Here is a 15508-nt window from a genome sequence, read left to right on the forward strand (position 1 = left end):
CTGGACGCCGGATGTTTCGTCATCCAGGGGAAGTGATCCAAGGTGGCAAAGCGGAAGAACTATCCCGAAGAGTTCAAGCGGGACGCGGTGGACCTGGTGCGTTCCTCGCCGGACCGTTCCCTCACCGACATCGCTCACGGCCTGGGCATCCATCTGGAGACCCTGCGCAAGTGGGTCCGGGAGGACCGGACCCGTGTCCAGACGGCGGACGGCGGGGGTGACGCCGGCGTGACCCCTGACGCGAAGGAAGAGCTCAAGCGCCTGCGGCGGGAGAACGCCCGGCTGAAGGAGGACAACGAGATCCTCCGGAAAGCCGCCGCCTATTTCGCGCGGGAGACGACACGGTGATCCGCTTCCGTTTCGTCGACGAGCACAGAGGCGCCCACAGGGTGAAGCGGATGTGTGATGTTCTCGGATGGGACCGCTCCGGCTACTACGCCTGGCACCAGAACAAGGAGGCGCGGCAGGAGAAGGCCGATGAGGAAGAGGTCCTGGCCTGCCGAATCCGGGAGATCCACACCGATTCCCGGGGAGCTTACGGGGCCCTGCGGATCACCCGGACACTCCGGGACCAGGGTCACATGGTGAACCGCAAGCGCGTCGCCCGGATCATGCGGGAGCGTGAAATCGTCGGGATAACGCGACGGAAGTCGCGGTCGCTGACGCGACAGGACCACACGGCGCCGCCGGCGCCGGATCTGATCCTGCGGGACTTCACCGCGCCGCTGCCGGGTCTGAAATTCGCCGGGGACATCACCTGCCTGCCGACGGCCGAGGGATGGCTGTATCTGTCGACGGTGATCGATCTGTGCACGCGGGAGGTCGCGGGCTGGTCGATGGCCGACCACATGCGCATCGAACTGGTTGCGGACGCCATCCGGATGGCCCATGCGGGTGGACACACTGCAGGAAACGCGATCTTTCACTCCGATCGCGGATCCCAATACACGTCCCATCAATTCCGCTCGCTACTCGGCGAGTTGGACATCCGACAGAGCGCCGGGCGCACCGGTTCGTGCTTCGACAACGCTGCCGCGGAGAGCTTTTTCGCCGTCCTGAAAGCAGAGATCGGGACGACCGTCTGGGAAACCCGGGCGCAGGCTCGGCAGGACGTTTTCCAGTGGATCGCGGAACATTACAACCGGGAGCGGCTCCACTCGACCATCGGCTACATCACGCCATACCAGGCGAGGATCCGCTGCCATCAACGACTGGACCTCGCGGCATAAAACGGAAGTGTCGGGACCTGAGGGGTTACTTCAGCGAAGGCCGCCTCCCCCGAGTGGGGCAGGCGGCCTTCGCCGTAACGCGGTCCCTGCGGTCAGGCGCCGAGCAGGCGGCGGACCCGGTCCTCGCCGACGGCGAGCAGCAGGGTGGGCAGGCGCGGACCGGTGTCGCGGCCGACGAGGAGCTGGTACAGCAGGGCGAAGAAGCTCCGCTGGGCCACCTTCAGCTCGGGGGTCGGCTTGGCGTCGGCGGGGAAACCGGCCCGCGTCTTCGGCACTCCGTAGACCAGGGTGGTCAGCCCGTCGAGCGACCAGTGGCTGTCGAGGCCGTCGAGGAGCAGCCGCAGCGACTCGCGCGCCTCGTCGCCGAGGGCGGCCAGCGCCTCGGTGTCGGGCTCGGCGCGGACGACGGTGCGGGCCTCGGCGTCGACGTAGGTGTTGATCCACGCCTCGGCGCGGTCGAGCCGGGGGCGGACCTCGTCCAGCGAGGTGATCGGCCGAGCCGGGTCCAGTTCGCTGAGGATGCGCAGGGTCTGGTCCTCGGCACCGGCGGTGATGTCGGCGACCGAGGCGAGGGTGCGGTACGGCAGCGGGCGCGGGGTGCGCGGCAGCTCACCGGCGGCGGTGGCGGCGGCGCGGCTGTGGGCGGCGGCGTCGGCGGGCAGCGCGGTGCCGTCGGCGACCTTGGCCTCCAGCTTGTCCCACTCGTCGTAGAGCCGCTGGATCTCCTGGTCGAAGGCGATCTTGAAGGACTGGTTGGGGCGGCGGCGGGCGTAGAGCCAGCGCAGGAGCTGGGGCTCCATGATCTTCAGGGCGTCGGCCGGGGTCGGCACGCCGCCCTTGGAGGAGGACATCTTCGCCATGCCGGAGATGCCGACGAAGGCGTACATCGGGCCGATCGGCTGGACGCCGTCGAAGATCTCCACGATCTGGCCGCCGACCTGGAAGGAGGAGCCGGGCGAGGAGTGGTCGACGCCGGACGGCTCGAAGACGACGCCCTCGTGGGCCCAGCGCATCGGCCAGTCGACCTTCCAGACCAGCTTGCCGTGGTCGAAGGTGCTCAGCTTGACCGTTTCGCCGTGGCCGCAGGCGCAGGTGTAGGCCAGCTCCGTCGTCTCGTCGTCGTACGAGGTGACGGTGGTGAGGTCCTTGTTGCAGACGGTGCAGTACGGCTTGTACGGGTAGTACCCGCCGGCGGCGCTGGAGCCGTCGTCCTCGGCGGCGGCGCCGGAGCCCTCGGCGGCCTCCAGCTCGGCCTCGTCCACCGGCTTCTGCGACTTCTTGCCGGGGGCCTTCTTGGTGCGGTACTGGGCGAGGATCGCGTCGATGTCGCCCCGGTGGCGCATGGCGTGCAGGATCTGCTCGCGGTAGGCGCCCGAGGTGTACTGCGCGGTCTGGCTGATCCCGTCGTACTCCACGCCGAGCGCGGCCAGCGCCTCGGTCATGGCGGCCTTGAAGTGCTCGGCCCAGTTCGGGTACGCCGAGCCGGCCGGGGCGGGGACGGCGGTGAGCGGCTTGCCGATGTGCTCGGCCCAGCTCTCGTCGATGCCCGCGACGCCGGCGGGGACCTTGCGGTACCGGTCGTAGTCGTCCCAGGAGATGAGGTGGCGCACGGTGTGGCCACGGCGGCGGACCTCGTCGGCGACCAGGTGCGGGGTCATGACCTCGCGGAGGTTGCCCAGGTGGATGGGGCCGGAAGGGGAGAGTCCGGAGGCCACGACCACGGTCAGGCCGTCCTCGCCGGGTGCCTCGTCCGCCGTGCCGTCGGCCTTTTTCGCACCGGCTCGTCGCTCCGCCTCGGCGATGACCTCGTCCGCGTAACGGGAGACCCAGTCGGCGGTCTCTGTGCTCTGAGCCACGATCGGCACGTCCTTCTTCCTCATTCACCTTCGGTGGCCGCCCGGGACTTCGGTCACGGCCCACCGCCCATTGTCCCAGCTCGCCGCCCTACCACGAAAACCGCTTTTCACGGGGGCCGGGACGGGTGGGATACTTTTCTGGACCATCAGCATCCCAAGGAGAACGGCACCCCACCTCATGGCCTCGGTCACCTCGCTCACCGCCTCGGTCCACCAGCGTCTCGCGGACGCCCTCGCGGCTGCCCTGCCGGAGGCCGGCGCCGCCGACCCGCTGCTGCGACGTAGCGACCGGGCCGACTACCAGGCCAACGGCATCCTGGCCCTCGCCAAGAAGCTCAAGGGCAATCCCCGCGAGCTGGCCGCGAAGGTCGTCGAGGGCATCGGGTCCGACGAGGTGATCCAGGACATCGAGGTCTCCGGCCCCGGCTTCCTCAACCTCACCCTCTCCGACGCCGCCATCACCCGGAACCTCGCGGCCCGCGCCGCCGACCCGGCCCGCCTCGGCGTGCCGCTCGCCGAGGCGCCCGGCACCACGGTGATCGACTACGCCCAGCCGAACGTCGCCAAGGAGATGCACGTCGGCCACCTGCGGTCGGCCGTGATCGGCGACGCGGTGGTGCGGATGCTGGAGTTCACCGGCGAGCAGGTGGTCCGCCGCCACCACATCGGCGACTGGGGCACCCAGTTCGGCATGCTCATCCAGTACCTGACCGAGCACCCGGACGAGCTGGCGGCCACCGCCGAGACCGCGGCCGTCGAGGCCGGGCAGGCCAGCGAGGAGGCCGGCGAGCAGGCCATGTCGAGCCTCAACCGGCTCTACAAGGCCAGCCGCGCCCTCTTCGACTCCGACGAGGAGTTCAAGACCCGCGCCCGGCGCCGGGTGGTCGACCTCCAGGCGGGCGACCCGGAGACCCTCGCCATGTGGCAGCGGTTCGTGGACGAGTCGAAGGTCTACTTCTACTCCGTCTTCAACAAGCTCGACATGGAGATCCACGACGCCGACGTGGTCGGCGAGTCCGGGTACAACGCCATGCTCGCCCAGACCTGCCGCCTGCTGGAGGAGTCCGGCGTCGCGGTCCGCTCCGAGGGTGCCCTCTGCGTCTTCTTCGACGACGTCAAGGGCCCCGACGGCCAGCCGGTCCCGCTGATCGTCCAGAAGTCCGACGGGGGCTTCGGCTACGCGGCCACCGACCTCTCCGCCATCCGCGACCGCGTCTTCCAGCTGAAGGCCGACACCCTGCTGTACGTGGTGGACGCCCGGCAGTCGCTGCACTTCAAGATGGTCTTCGAGACGGCCCGCCGCGCCGGCTGGCTGGGCGAGGACGTGAAGGCCGTGCAGCTGGCCTTCGGCACGGTCCTCGGCAAGGACGGCAAGCCCTTCAAGACCCGCGAGGGCGAGACGGTCCGGCTGGTCGACCTGCTCGACGAGGCCGTGCAGCGCGCCACCACCGTGGTCCGCGAGAAGGACGTCAAGGAGCAGCTCACCGAGGAGCAGATCGCCGAGCGCGGTGCCGAGGTCGGCATCGGCGCGGTCAAGTACGCCGACCTGTCGACGTCGGCCGCCCGCGACTACAAGTTCGACCTCGACCAGATGGTCTCGCTCCACGGCGACACCTCCGTCTACCTCCAGTACGCCTACGCCCGTATCCGGTCGATCCTGCGCCGGGCGGGCCAGGCGCGCCCGGTGGCCCACCCGGAGCTGGCGCTGGCCCCGGCCGAGCGGGCGCTCGGGCTGCACCTGGACCAGTTCGGCGAGGTCGTCTCGGACGCCGCCGCCGAGTACGCCCCGCACAAGCTGGCCGCGTACCTCTACCAGACGGCGTCGCTGTACACGACCTTCTACGACCAGTGCCACGTGCTCTCCGCCGACAACCCGCCCGAGGTCGTGGAGAACCGCCTCTTCCTCTGCGACCTCACCGGCCGCACCCTCCACCAGGGCATGGCGCTGCTGGGCATCCGCACGCCCGAGCAGCTGTAGGACGGCACTCGACGGCAGCCACAGGGGCCGGCCGGTACGCGCGTACCGGCCGGCCCCTGTGGCGTTCCCCGGCGCCTCAGCGGGCCGCCGCGAACCCCTTCTCCAGGCGCCGCAGGCCCTCGGCGATCTCGTCCGGGGTCTGCGTCACGAAGCAGAGCCGCAGCGTGCCGTGGTCGGGCGCCTCCGCGAAGAACGGCGCGCCCGGCACGTACGCCACGTCGAAGCTCACCACGGTCCGCAGCAGCTCGGCGGTGTCGTATCCCTCGGGCAGCCGCGCCCAGACGAACATGCCGCCCTCCGGCGTGGTCCACGTCGAGCCGGCGGGCAGGGCGTCGGGCAGGCCCGCCAGCAGGGCGTCGCGGCGGGTGCCGTAGACGCCCGCCACGCGGACCACGTGGGCGTCGAGGTCGTTGTCGGCGAGGTAGCGGGCGGCGGCCAGCTGGTTGACGGTCGGGGTGTGCAGGTCGGTGCCCTCCTTGACCAGGGCGCAGGCGGCGCGCAGCGCCCGGGGCGCACGGAGCCAGCCGAGCCGGAGCCCCGGGGCCATCACCTTGGAGAAGCTGCCCAGCAGCACCGTCCGGTCGGCCGCCTCGGGCAGCGAGGCGATCCACGGCAGCCGCTCGCCGGCGAACCGCAGCTCGCCGTACGGGTCGTCCTCCACGATCCACAGTCCGCGCTGCGCCGCGATCCGGGCGACCTCGCGGCGCCGGCCGGCGCTCATGGTGCGGCCGGTCGGGTTCTGGAAGGTCGGCACGGTGTAGAGGAACTTGGGGCGCTCGCGGACCACCAGCTCCTCCAGGGCGGCGGTGTCGATCCCGTCGTCGTCGCAGGCCACCGGCACGATCCGGGCCCCGGCGAAGGCGAAGACCTGGAGCGCGGCCAGGTAGCAGGGGCTCTCCACCAGCACCGTGTCGCCCGGCTCGATCAGCGCCTGCGCGACCAGCGACAGGCCCTGCTGCGACCCGGTGGTGACCAGCACGTCGTCCGGTCCGGTGGCCAGCCCGCGCACCGTCATCCGCTCGGCGAGCGCCCCGCGCAGCGCGGGCTCGCCCTCGGTCGTCGCGTACTGGAGCGCGCGCGGCGCCTGCTCCGCCAGGACCGCCCGGAACGCCTCGGCGATCCCCTCGGCGTCGAACAGCTCCCGCGCCGGGAGCCCGCCCGCGAAGTTGATCACCTCGGGCCGCGCCGTGACCGCGAGGATCTCCCCCACCGGCGACCCCCCGCCGCCTACGGCCCGCCCGGCGAGCGGGGGCGTAGGGGCGGATGCGGCAGGGCTCAGCGGCATGGCGGTACTCCTCGTTCTGCGACGCCGCCCGCACGGGGCGGCCTTCTTCCACTTTAGGAGCCCGGTATGCGGACACCCGGCCGCCCCCGGCTACCCGGACTGGTGCTCGCTCCACTCCGACGCGCCCAGCGGATAGTCGTACGCCGGGCGTCCGGCCGATGCGCTGGTCCGGAACGGCCGCCCCTGGTCGTCCACCCGGAACACCCCCCGCCGCTCCCCGCTCGACCACTCCACCTCCAGGTACCAGCTCACGTCCCGCCCCCCGGTGTGCGCCGTCACCCGGAACATCTCCGGATCGCTCTCACTGATCTTGTACGGGAACGGGCGCTGCCCGTCGGCAGCGCGGGCGGCGGGCCGGCCCTGGTCGAGGTCGACGTCGAAGGCGCGCAGCGAGACCCCGCCGCCGCAGCCGACCCCCGTCCCGTAGTCGGTCCACGGCAGCGGTTCCCCGGTCCGTACCACCCGCACGTGCAGTGCCTGGAGGACGACCGTCTCGCTCCCCTTGCCCTGGAGCGTCACCTCCACCACCTGCTTGTCCGCCGACACCGCCCCCGTCGCGGCCACCCAGCCGGGCGCGTCCTGCTCGACGGGCGGCGGCCCCATCACGTCGGGCTCCCGGTCCACCAGGTACCGCTGACTGCACTGGTCCTGCCAGGCGTGCGCCCGGATGGACGCGTTGAAGGGGGCACCGGTCGGCGCGGGAGCCGCGGGCTTGCCGTCCGCCGAACTCGTGGGGGAGGCACTCGGTTTCTCCGACCCGGACGCCGAGGCCGACGGCTCCCCCGACGCCGGACCGGACGGACTCGGGCTGCCGGTCCCGGCGGCCCCGGCGGAGGCCACCGGCCCGCGCCCCGCACCCGCCGCCTGCCCCGCCCCGGCGCCCTCGCCACCGAGCCGGCCGACGAGCACGGCCCCCGTGACGGCCACCGCGACCACGCCGACGGTGGCGGCGAGGACCAGACGGCGGCGGGGGCGGGGGCCCTCCGCCGCAGGGGCGGGGGCCTGGACACCGGGAGTACCGGGAGGACCGGGGTCGGCGGCCCGCGCACCGGAGTCGGCGGCCCCCTCGTCGAAGCCCGCGGCACCCACTGCGGAATCCATGGCCCCCTCGCCCAAGTCCGGGTCCCCCGCACCGGAACTCGCGGCACCCGCGTCGGGGCCCGCCGCCCCCGCACCGGAACCCCCGGCACCCGCGTCGGAGCCCGCGGCCGGGACGGCGTCGGCGCTTCCGCCGCCGCTCTTCCCCCGCTGCTGCTCCCGGGCGGCATCCGCGAGAATCCACCGCCGGTGCACCTCGACCAGTTCCTCCGGGTTCGCCCGGCACAGGCGGGCGAAGCGGTTGAGGGGTGCGAAGTCGGTCGGCACCGCGTCCCCGTTGCAGTAGCGGTGCAGCGTCGAGGTCGACATGTGCAGCCGCTTGGCAAGCGCCCCGTAACTGAGCCCCGAACGTCCCTTGAGCGTGCTCAACAGTGCGGCGAGCTGTGCCGCCGCCTCCGTGGAATCCGCGGTCCCCACCCGTTCCCCATCCCATGCAGCCGTTCCAGGGCACCCGCGTTCGCGCAGGTCAGACCCCGTTTCACCATTCCAGCGTCCCTGTTCCCCCGCTTTGGCTGGCGGCCGGGACGAAGCGCGCCGCAGGCTGTGGTCATCCAAGCACGCCGCACCGCTGAAAGGACGTCCCCATGACCGCCACGCCCCGCTCCCGCCGCCTGCGCACCCTCGCCGCCACCCTCGTCGCCACCGCCGCCCTCTCCCTCACGGCCTGCCAGACCGGCGCCGCCGACGCGGCCGGGGTGGTCGACTCCACCCAGGCGTCGGCCACCGGCGCACAGGACGGCGGGTCCGCGTCGGACGAGTCCGCCGGGAAGCAGCAGCCCGCAGCCGGGATGGAGGCGGACGCCTCCGGGACCTCGGCCGCCACGGGCACCTCCGGCAAGGAAGCCACCAAGGCCGCCGACCGCAGGGTGGCCAAGACCGACTCCTGCACGGCCGAGGACACCGAGGTGACCGTCGCCGAGGCCCCCCGCCCGATCAACCACCTCCTGATCACCGCCACCAACACCGGCGACACCTCCTGCGACCTCTACTACGCCCCCTACCTCCGCTTCGACCAGGCCCAGGCCGCCGTGCCCCGCATCGAGGACAGCAAGCCCCAGGCCGTCATCACCCTCGCCCCCGGCGAGTCCGGCTACGCCGGCGTCCTCACCTCCACCCCCGACGGCGCCCACCCCCGGGACGTCACCTCCCTCGCCCTCCACTTCGCCGCCCGCTCCGGCGAGGGCTCCACCGGCGCCCCGGCCCACCCCGCCCTCCCCGGCGACTCGGTCCGCGTCAACAGCAGCAACGCCGTCACCTACTGGCAGAGCACCGCAGCGGACGCCCTGGCCTGGTGACACCGCCCCACCGCGCCACGCGAACGGCCCCGGCCCCTGCGGAGGGGGAGCCGGGGCCGCCGCACGCGGCGAGCCTCAGCCATGAGGCCCGAATCCGCCCCGGCCGTCCCCGGCAATCACCTCTCAGGCCCCTTGGTGGACGTCCTCGCCCCACGAGAACGGCCCCGGCCCCACCCGAAGGCGGGCGCCGGAGCCGTCCCAGGTCAGCCGGGTGCGGTCACCCCAGCCTCCGTGCCACCTCCGTGGCCCAGTACGTGAGGATGATCTGCGCCCCGGCCCGCTTGATCCCCGTCAGCGACTCCAGGACGGCCGCGTCGCGGTCGATCCACCCGCGCTGGGCGGCGGCCTCGATCATGGCGTACTCGCCGCTGATCTGGTACGCGGCGACGGGGACGTCGGAGGCTTCGGCGACCTTGGCGAGGATGTCCAGGTAGGGGCCGGCCGGCTTGACCATGACCATGTCGGCACCCTCCTCCAGGTCGAGGGCGAGTTCGCGCAGGGACTCGCGGACGTTGGCGGCGTCCTGCTGGTAGGTCTTGCGGTCGCCCTTGAGGGAGGAGCCGACGGCCTCGCGGAAGGGGCCGTAGAAGGCCGAGGAGTACTTGGCGGTGTAGGCGAGGATCGCGACGTCCTCGTGGCCGGTCTGGTCGAGGGCGTCGCGGATGACGCCGACCTGGCCGTCCATCATGCCGCTGGGGCCGACCACGTGGGCGCCGGCGTCGGCCTGCACCTGGGCCATCTCGGCGTACCGCTCCAGGGTGGCGTCGTTGTCGACACGGCCGTCGGCGGTGAGGACGCCGCAGTGGCCGTGGTCGGTGAACTCGTCGAGGCAGAGGTCGGACATGACCAGCAGGTCGTCGCCGACCTCGGCGCGGACGTCGCGCAGGGCCTGCTGGAGGATGCCGTCGGGGTCGGTGCCGGCCGTGCCGAGGGCGTCCTTCTTGGCCTCCTCGGGCACGCCGAAGAGCATGATCCCGGAGATCCCGGCGGCGACGGCGTCGGCGGCGGCCCTGCGGAGGCTGTCGCGGGTGTGCTGGTACACGCCGGGCATGGAGCCGATCTCCACCGGCTCGCGGATGTCCTCGCGGACGAAGGCCGGCAGCACCAGGTCGGCCGGATGGAGCCGGGTCTCGGCGACCATCCGGCGCATCACCGCACTGCTCCGCAGCCTGCGGGGACGGCTACCGGGGAACGATCCGTACGCACTCACGACCACAACACCTACTCCGACGAACCGAGAACGGGACGGGCGCGCCGGGCGCGGAACGCGGGAGCGGGCCCACCCCAAAGGGTAGGCCCGCTCCGGTACGTCCTGGTTCAGCGCCCCCGCCTCACGAGGAGGAGGCGGCCCTGCGGCGCCGGGCACCCGGCCGCCGCTCACTGGGCCGGGCCACGCTCTCCCCGGCCTCCAGCGCGGCCACCCGGCGCTCCGCGCCGAAGGCGGCGAGCGCCTCGGCGAGCTTGTGCACCGACGGCTCGGGCGCCATCACGTCGACTCGCAGTCCGTGCTCCTCCGCCGTCTTGGCGGTGGCGGGCCCGATACACGCGATGACCGTGACGTTGTGCGGCTTGCCCGCGATGCCGACCAGGTTGCGGACGGTCGAGGACGAGGTGAACAGGACCGCGTCGAAACCGCCGCCCTTGATCGCCTCGCGGGTGTCGGCCGGCGGCGGCGAGGCGCGCACCGTCCGGTAGGCGGTGACGTCGTCCACCTCCCAGCCCAGCTCGATCAGCCCCGCCACCAGGGTCTCGGTGGCGATGTCGGCACGCGGCAGGAACACCCGGTCGATCGGGTCGAAGACCGGGTCGTACGGCGGCCAGTCCTCCAGCAGCCCGGCCGCCGACTGCTCGCCCGAAGGGACGAGGTCCGGCTTGACGCCGAAGGCGATCAGCGCGTTCGCGGTCTGCTCGCCGACGGCCGCGACCTTGATGCCGGCGAAGGCCCGCGCGTCGAGCCCGTACTCCTCGAACTTCTCCCGGACCGCCTTCACCGCGTTGACGCTGGTGAACGCGATCCACTCGTAGCGTCCGGTGACCAGGCCCTTGACGGCCCGCTCCATCTGCTGCGGGGTACGCGGCGGTTCGACGGCGATGGTCGGCACCTCGTGCGGCACCGCACCGTAGGAGCGCAGTTGGTCGGAGAGCGACGCGGCCTGCTCCTTGGTGCGCGGCACCAGGACCTTCCAGCCGAACAGCGGCTTGGACTCGAACCAGGAGAGCTGGTCGCGGCGGGCCGGCGCGCAGTGCTCACCGACCACGGCTATGACCGGACGGCCGCCATCCGGCGAAGGCAGCACCTTGGCCTGCTTGAGGACCTGCGCGACGGTGCCGAGCGTCGCCTCCCAGGTCCGCTGGCGGGTGGTGGTCCCGGCGACGGTGAGCGTCATCGGGGTGTCGGGCTTGCGCCCGGCCGCCACCAGTTCACCCGCGGTGGCCGCGGCCTGGTCGAGGCTGGTGGAGACGACGACGGTGCCGTCGCTCGCGCCCAGCTCGGTCCAGCAGCGCTCGGTCGCGGTGCGCGCGTCGACGAACCGCACGTCGGCGCCGGACTCGTCGCGCAGCGGGATACCCGCGTACGCGGGCACGCCGACCGCCTCCGCGATGCCGGGGATCACCTCGAAGGTGACGCCCTCGGCGGCGCAGGCGAGCATCTCGCGGACGGCCTCCGAGTCGAGCCCCGGGTCGCCCTGGAAGGCCCGCACGACCCGCTTTCCGCCGCGCGCGGCCCCCATGACAAGATTGACGGCGTCGCCGAATCGGCGGGCCTCCGCGGAAGTTGACGCCTCGTCAGCGGAGAGTTGCGGCATGTCCGCGCCCGCCCTGGCATGCGCCCTGACGACGTCGAGCACCTGCTCCTCCGCGACCAGGACGTCGGCCGCGGCCAGCGCCTCGACGGCGCGCAGAGTGAGAAGCCCCGGGTCGCCGGGACCGGCACCGAGGAAGGTGACGTGCCCATGGTCGGAGAACATTGAATTTACAGCGGTGGTGGGGCTCAAAGTGCTCGCTCCCCCATCAGACCGGCCGCACCCTTGGCCAGCATCTCGGCAGCGAGTTCGGTGCCGAGCGCGGCCGCCTCGTCATGCGTCGTGGGCACGGGACCGGTGGTGGACAGCTGCACCAGCGCGGAGCCGTCGGGCGCCCCGACGACGCCCCGCAGGCGCATTTCCTTGACAACCTGCCCGTCGGCCAGAAGGTCGGCCAGCCCACCCACAGGTGCGCTGCAACCGGCCTCCAGGGCAGCGAGCAGAGAGCGCTCGGCGGTGACGGCGGCCCGGGTGACCGGGTCGTCGAGCTCCGCGAGCACGGCGGCGATCTGCAGCCCGTCGGCCTCATGGCCGGCGGCGCACTCGATCGCCAGGGCCCCCTGACCGGGGGCGGGCAGAATCATGTCGACCGAGAGGTACTCGGTCACCTCGTCGCTCCTGCCGACACGGTGCATTCCGGCCGCGGCGAGTACCACCGCGTCCAGTTCACCGCTGCGGACGAAACCGATCCGGGTGTCGATGTTCCCCCGGATCGGCACGGTCTCGATCGCCTTCCGGCGCCCCCGGGCGTACGCGTTGAGCTGCGCCATGCGGCGGGGCGAACCGGTGCCGATCCGCGCCCCCTCGGGCAGCTCCTCGAAGCGGAGCCCGTCGCGGGCGATCAGCACGTCGCGGGGGTCCTCGCGGGTCGGCACGGCGGCCAGCACCAGCTCGTCCGGCTGGGCCGTCGGCAGGTCCTTGAGCGAGTGCACCGCGAAGTCCACCTCCCCGCGCACCAGCGCCTCGCGCAGGGTGGCGACGAAGACGCCGGTGCCCCCGATCTGCGCCAGGTGCTCGCGGGAGGTGTCGCCGAACGTCGTGATCTCCACCAGCTCGACGGGCCGCCCCGTCAACTGGTGGACGGCGTCGGCCACCTGTCCGGACTGGGCCATGGCGAGCTTGCTGCGCCTGGTCCCGAGTCGCAATGCCTTCTCGGTCATGACCGGTCTCGATTCAGGTCGTCCGTGTTGGTGCGGGCGGGTGCGGCACTGTCGCCGCGCGCCCCGTGGTCGGCCCGGCTGACGGCCGCGACCGTCTGCGGGTCCAGGTCGAAGAGGGTCCGCAGGGCGTCGGCGTATCCGGCACCCCCGGGCTCTTGGGCCAGCTGCTTGACCCGCACGGTCGGAGCGTGCAGGAGCTTGTCGACGACGCGGCGGACGGTCTGGGTGATCTCCGCCTGCTCGCGTTCGCCGAGGTCGGGGAGACGGCCGCGGAGCCGCCCCATCTCGCCGGCCACCACGTCCGCGGCCATGGTGCGCAGGGCGACCACGGTCGGCGTGATGTGGGCGGCGCGCTGGGCCGCGCCGAAGGCGGCGACCTCCTCGGAGACGAGGGTGCGCACCGCGTCCACGTCGGCGGCCATCGGGGCGTCGGCGGACGCCTCGGCGAGCGATTCGATGTCGACCAGGCGGGCGCCGGGCACGCGGTGCACGGCGGCGTCCACATCGCGCGGCATGGCCAGGTCGAGCAGGTTCAGCGGGTCGCCCTCGGTACGGGAGGCGACGGCGGCGGCGACCGCGTCGGCGGTGAGGACCAGGCCGGTCGCGCCGGTGCAGGAGACGGCGATGTCGGCGCGGGCCAGCTCACCGCTGACCGAGGCCATCGGCACGGCGCGGGCGGTGAAGCCCTCGGCGCCGCCGGCCCCGCCGGGCTGGGCGAGGATCTCGGCGAGCCGCTCGGCGCGCTCCAGGGTGCGGTTGGCGACCACGACCTCCTGGACCCCGGCGCGAGCCAGGGTGGCGGCGGCCAGCGAGGACATCGAGCCGGCGCCGATGATCAGGGCGCGCTTCTTGGCGGCCCAGTCGGCGACCTGCTCACCCCCGGCCAACTGCTCCAGGCCGAAGGTGACCAGGGACTGGCCGGCGCGGTCGATGCCGGTCTCGCTGTGCGCGCGCTTGCCGACCCGCAGGGACTGCTGGAACAGGTCGTTCAGCAGCCGTCCGGCGGTGTGCAGCCGCTGCGCGGTGGCGAGGGCGTCCTTGATCTGCCCGAGGATCTGCCCCTCGCCGACCACCATCGAGTCCAGTCCGCAGGCCACCGAGAACAGGTGGTGGACGGCGCGGTCCTCGTAGTGCACGTAGAGGTACGGCGTGAGTTCGTCCAGGCCGACCCCGCTGCGCCGGGCGAGCAGGGTGGAGACCTCGGCGACGCCGGCGTGGAACTTGTCCACGTCGGCGTAGAGCTCGATGCGGTTGCAGGTGGCGAGGACGGACGCCTCGACGACGGGCTCGACCGCGAGCACGTCCTGGAGGAGCTTGGCCTGTGCGTCGGCGCTGAGCGCGGCGCGTTCCAGGATGCTCACCGGCGCGCTGCGGTGGCTCAGCCCCACGACGAGAAGACTCATGCCGGCATCACGGCGGGAACGTCCCCGTCGGGTCCCTTGCGCGGGCTGGTCCGCGGCTCCGCGGGCAGGTCGGCGGCGGGCACGGTGGTGTCCTCGCCGGCCTTGCGCTGCTCGTGGAAGGCGAGGATCTGGAGCTCGATCGAGAGGTCGACCTTGCGCACGTCGACGCCCTCGGGCACGGAGAGGACGGTCGGCGCGAAGTTCAGGATGGAGGTGACCCCGGCGGCCACGAGCCGGTCGCAGACCTGCTGGGCGCCGCCGGCGGGGATGGTGATGACGCCGATGGAGACACCGTTCTCGGTGACGATCCGCTCCAGGTCGTCGGTGTGCGAGACGGGCACGCCGGCGACGATGCGGCCGGTCAGCCCCGGGTCCTGGTCGAGCAGGGCGGCGACCCGGAAGCCGCGCGAGGCGAAGCCGCCGTAGTTGGCGAGGGCCGCGCCGAGGTTGCCGACGCCGACGATGACGACGGGCCAGTCCTGGGTCAGCCCGAGTTCGCGGGAGATCTGGTACACGAGGTACTCGACGTCGTAGCCGACCCCACGCGTCCCGTAGGAGCCGAGGTACGAGAAGTCCTTGCGCAGCTTCGCCGAGTTGACGCCCGCCGCCGTCGCCAGCTCCTCGGAGGAGACCGTGGGGACGGAGCGCTCCGACAGCGCGGTGAGGGCTCGCAGGTAGAGCGGAAGCCTGGCGACCGTGGCCTCGGGGATTCCTCGGCTGCGGGTCGCCGGTCGGTGAGTTCGGCCAGTTGCCACGGTGCTCCTGCGGGTAGAGCGAGGCTGTGGGCGGTCGCGCCTGCGCAGACCGCCCCGTCCCGTGCAGGCTATGCCTTTGTGAACGCGTGCACAAAGATGGTGTCCTATTTGTCCACCCAAAGTGACCGGTGTCACGCACACTTACCAGCCGGTACGGGAACCGTCCGACCCGCACCGCACGTCACTGAAAAACCGCTCCGGACCTGCGCCTACGCGGAAACCCAGCCGTTCACCCCCCGACCACCGCCCGCCCGCCGCACCGCCGCCCGGCCGAAACACCCCGCCTGCGCGGCCGGGCACGCGGTCAGCTCAGCGCCTTCCGCAGCCGGTCCGGGCTGACGCGCCAGAAGTCGTGCTGCTCCCCGTCGACGAGGACCACGGGGATCTGCTCCTCGTAGGCGTCGTGGAGCGCCTGGTCCTGGAGGATGTCCTTCTCCTCCCACGCCGCGCCCACCTCGGCGCAGACCGCCGCCACCACCTCGCGGGCGTCATCGCAGAGATGACACCCGGGCTTGCCCACCAGGGTGACGACCCGCTCGGCGGGAGCCTTCTTCGCACGACGGAACACCGGACTCATGCCGCCCATTGTGGCCCGCCCCCCTCCGCGCCCCGCGCGCCGGGGGGGCCGCCACGCGCCCGGCCGGA

The 15508-nt window shown here is 72.6% G+C and carries 13 protein-coding genes; 4 read left to right on the forward strand and 9 right to left on the reverse strand.

Annotation, left to right across the window (positions count from 1 at the left end; all coding sequences use genetic code 11):
* The first annotated feature begins 42 nt into the window (after positions 1-42).
* Together ACSLIC_RS10605 and ACSLIC_RS10610 are read left to right on the forward strand one after the other, a co-directional pair.
* On the forward strand, positions 43-348 hold the full coding sequence (locus ACSLIC_RS10605; RefSeq protein ID WP_436737427.1) for a transposase: 306 nt from the start codon (positions 43-45) through the stop codon (positions 346-348).
* Complete coding sequence (locus tag ACSLIC_RS10610; RefSeq protein WP_436737428.1) at positions 345-1229, forward strand: IS3 family transposase; 885 nt, start codon at positions 345-347, stop codon at positions 1227-1229. Before ACSLIC_RS10605 ends, ACSLIC_RS10610 begins: the two co-directional genes overlap by 4 nt.
* A gap of 92 nt (positions 1230-1321) precedes the next feature.
* On the opposite strand, the gene lysS is transcribed toward ACSLIC_RS10610, so the two are convergent.
* On the reverse strand, positions 1322-3094 hold the full coding sequence (gene lysS, locus ACSLIC_RS10615) for a lysine--tRNA ligase (protein WP_436740335.1): 1773 nt from the start codon (positions 3092-3094) through the stop codon (positions 1322-1324).
* Positions 3095-3263: 169 nt separating this feature from the next.
* Here lysS and argS point away from each other — a divergent pair, with 169 nt between their 5' ends.
* Positions 3264-5063 carry an arginine--tRNA ligase gene (argS, locus tag ACSLIC_RS10620; RefSeq protein WP_436737429.1) on the forward strand — a complete coding sequence of 600 codons (1800 nt, stop codon included), beginning with the start codon at positions 3264-3266 and terminating at the stop codon, positions 5061-5063.
* Between the two features lie 76 nt (positions 5064-5139).
* Here argS and ACSLIC_RS10625 read toward each other — a convergent pair whose 3' ends face one another.
* Both ACSLIC_RS10625 and ACSLIC_RS10630 read right to left on the reverse strand, forming a co-directional pair.
* Entirely contained in the window at positions 5140-6348 is a 1209-nt protein-coding gene (locus tag ACSLIC_RS10625; RefSeq protein ID WP_436737430.1) for a PLP-dependent aminotransferase family protein, read from the reverse strand.
* Between the two features lie 90 nt (positions 6349-6438).
* Positions 6439-7863, reverse strand: a complete 1425-nt coding sequence (locus tag ACSLIC_RS10630; RefSeq protein WP_436737431.1) for a helix-turn-helix domain-containing protein — start codon at positions 7861-7863, stop codon at positions 6439-6441.
* A gap of 167 nt (positions 7864-8030) precedes the next feature.
* Here ACSLIC_RS10630 and ACSLIC_RS10635 point away from each other — a divergent pair, with 167 nt between their 5' ends.
* Positions 8031-8741: a DUF4232 domain-containing protein gene (locus ACSLIC_RS10635; protein ID WP_436737432.1), complete on the forward strand. Its 711-nt coding sequence runs from the start codon at positions 8031-8033 to the stop codon at positions 8739-8741.
* Between the two features lie 217 nt (positions 8742-8958).
* On the opposite strand, the gene hemB is transcribed toward ACSLIC_RS10635, so the two are convergent.
* From hemB to ACSLIC_RS10665, 6 genes are all read right to left on the reverse strand, one after another.
* Complete coding sequence (gene hemB / locus ACSLIC_RS10640) at positions 8959-9951, reverse strand: porphobilinogen synthase (RefSeq protein ID WP_436737433.1); 993 nt, start codon at positions 9949-9951, stop codon at positions 8959-8961.
* A gap of 121 nt (positions 9952-10072) precedes the next feature.
* A complete protein-coding gene (locus ACSLIC_RS10645) occupies positions 10073-11710 on the reverse strand; it encodes a uroporphyrinogen-III synthase (protein WP_436740336.1) in 1638 nt (545 codons plus the stop codon).
* A 23-nt stretch (positions 11711-11733) separates the two neighbouring features.
* Positions 11734-12705: a hydroxymethylbilane synthase gene (gene hemC, locus ACSLIC_RS10650; RefSeq protein WP_436737434.1), complete on the reverse strand. Its 972-nt coding sequence runs from the start codon at positions 12703-12705 to the stop codon at positions 11734-11736.
* A complete protein-coding gene (locus ACSLIC_RS10655; RefSeq protein ID WP_436737435.1) occupies positions 12702-14108 on the reverse strand; it encodes a glutamyl-tRNA reductase in 1407 nt (468 codons plus the stop codon). The genes hemC and ACSLIC_RS10655 overlap by 4 nt, the downstream gene beginning before the upstream one ends.
* Positions 14105-14863, reverse strand: coding sequence for a redox-sensing transcriptional repressor Rex (locus tag ACSLIC_RS10660; RefSeq protein WP_436737436.1), 759 nt, complete (start codon positions 14861-14863; stop codon positions 14105-14107). The genes ACSLIC_RS10655 and ACSLIC_RS10660 overlap by 4 nt, the downstream gene beginning before the upstream one ends.
* Before the next feature lie 304 nt (positions 14864-15167).
* Positions 15168-15449 (reverse strand): glutaredoxin family protein, encoded by a 282-nt coding sequence (locus tag ACSLIC_RS10665; protein ID WP_436737437.1) that lies wholly within the window; start codon positions 15447-15449, stop codon positions 15168-15170.
* Between the last annotated feature and the right edge of the window lie 59 nt (positions 15450-15508).

The organism is Streptomyces sp. BBFR102 (assembly GCF_051397025.1).
Taxonomy (GTDB): Bacteria; Actinomycetota; Actinomycetes; order Streptomycetales; family Streptomycetaceae; genus Streptomyces.

What these genes read in the sequence shown, in the direction of transcription:
- argS (WP_436737429.1), top strand. Translation starts at nt 3,264, where the DNA reads ATGGCCTCGGTCACCTCGCTCACCGCCTCGGTCCACCAGCGTCTCGCG.
- ACSLIC_RS10625 (WP_436737430.1), bottom strand. Translation starts at nt 6,348, where the DNA reads ATGCCGCTGAGCCCTGCCGCATCCGCCCCTACGCCCCCGCTCGCCGGG.
- ACSLIC_RS10635 (WP_436737432.1), top strand. Translation starts at nt 8,031, where the DNA reads ATGACCGCCACGCCCCGCTCCCGCCGCCTGCGCACCCTCGCCGCCACC.
- ACSLIC_RS10645 (WP_436740336.1), bottom strand. Translation starts at nt 11,710, where the DNA reads ATGTTCTCCGACCATGGGCACGTCACCTTCCTCGGTGCCGGTCCCGGC.
- hemC (WP_436737434.1), bottom strand. Translation starts at nt 12,705, where the DNA reads ATGACCGAGAAGGCATTGCGACTCGGGACCAGGCGCAGCAAGCTCGCC.
- ACSLIC_RS10655 (WP_436737435.1), bottom strand. Translation starts at nt 14,108, where the DNA reads ATGAGTCTTCTCGTCGTGGGGCTGAGCCACCGCAGCGCGCCGGTGAGC.
- ACSLIC_RS10665 (WP_436737437.1), bottom strand. Translation starts at nt 15,449, where the DNA reads ATGGGCGGCATGAGTCCGGTGTTCCGTCGTGCGAAGAAGGCTCCCGCC.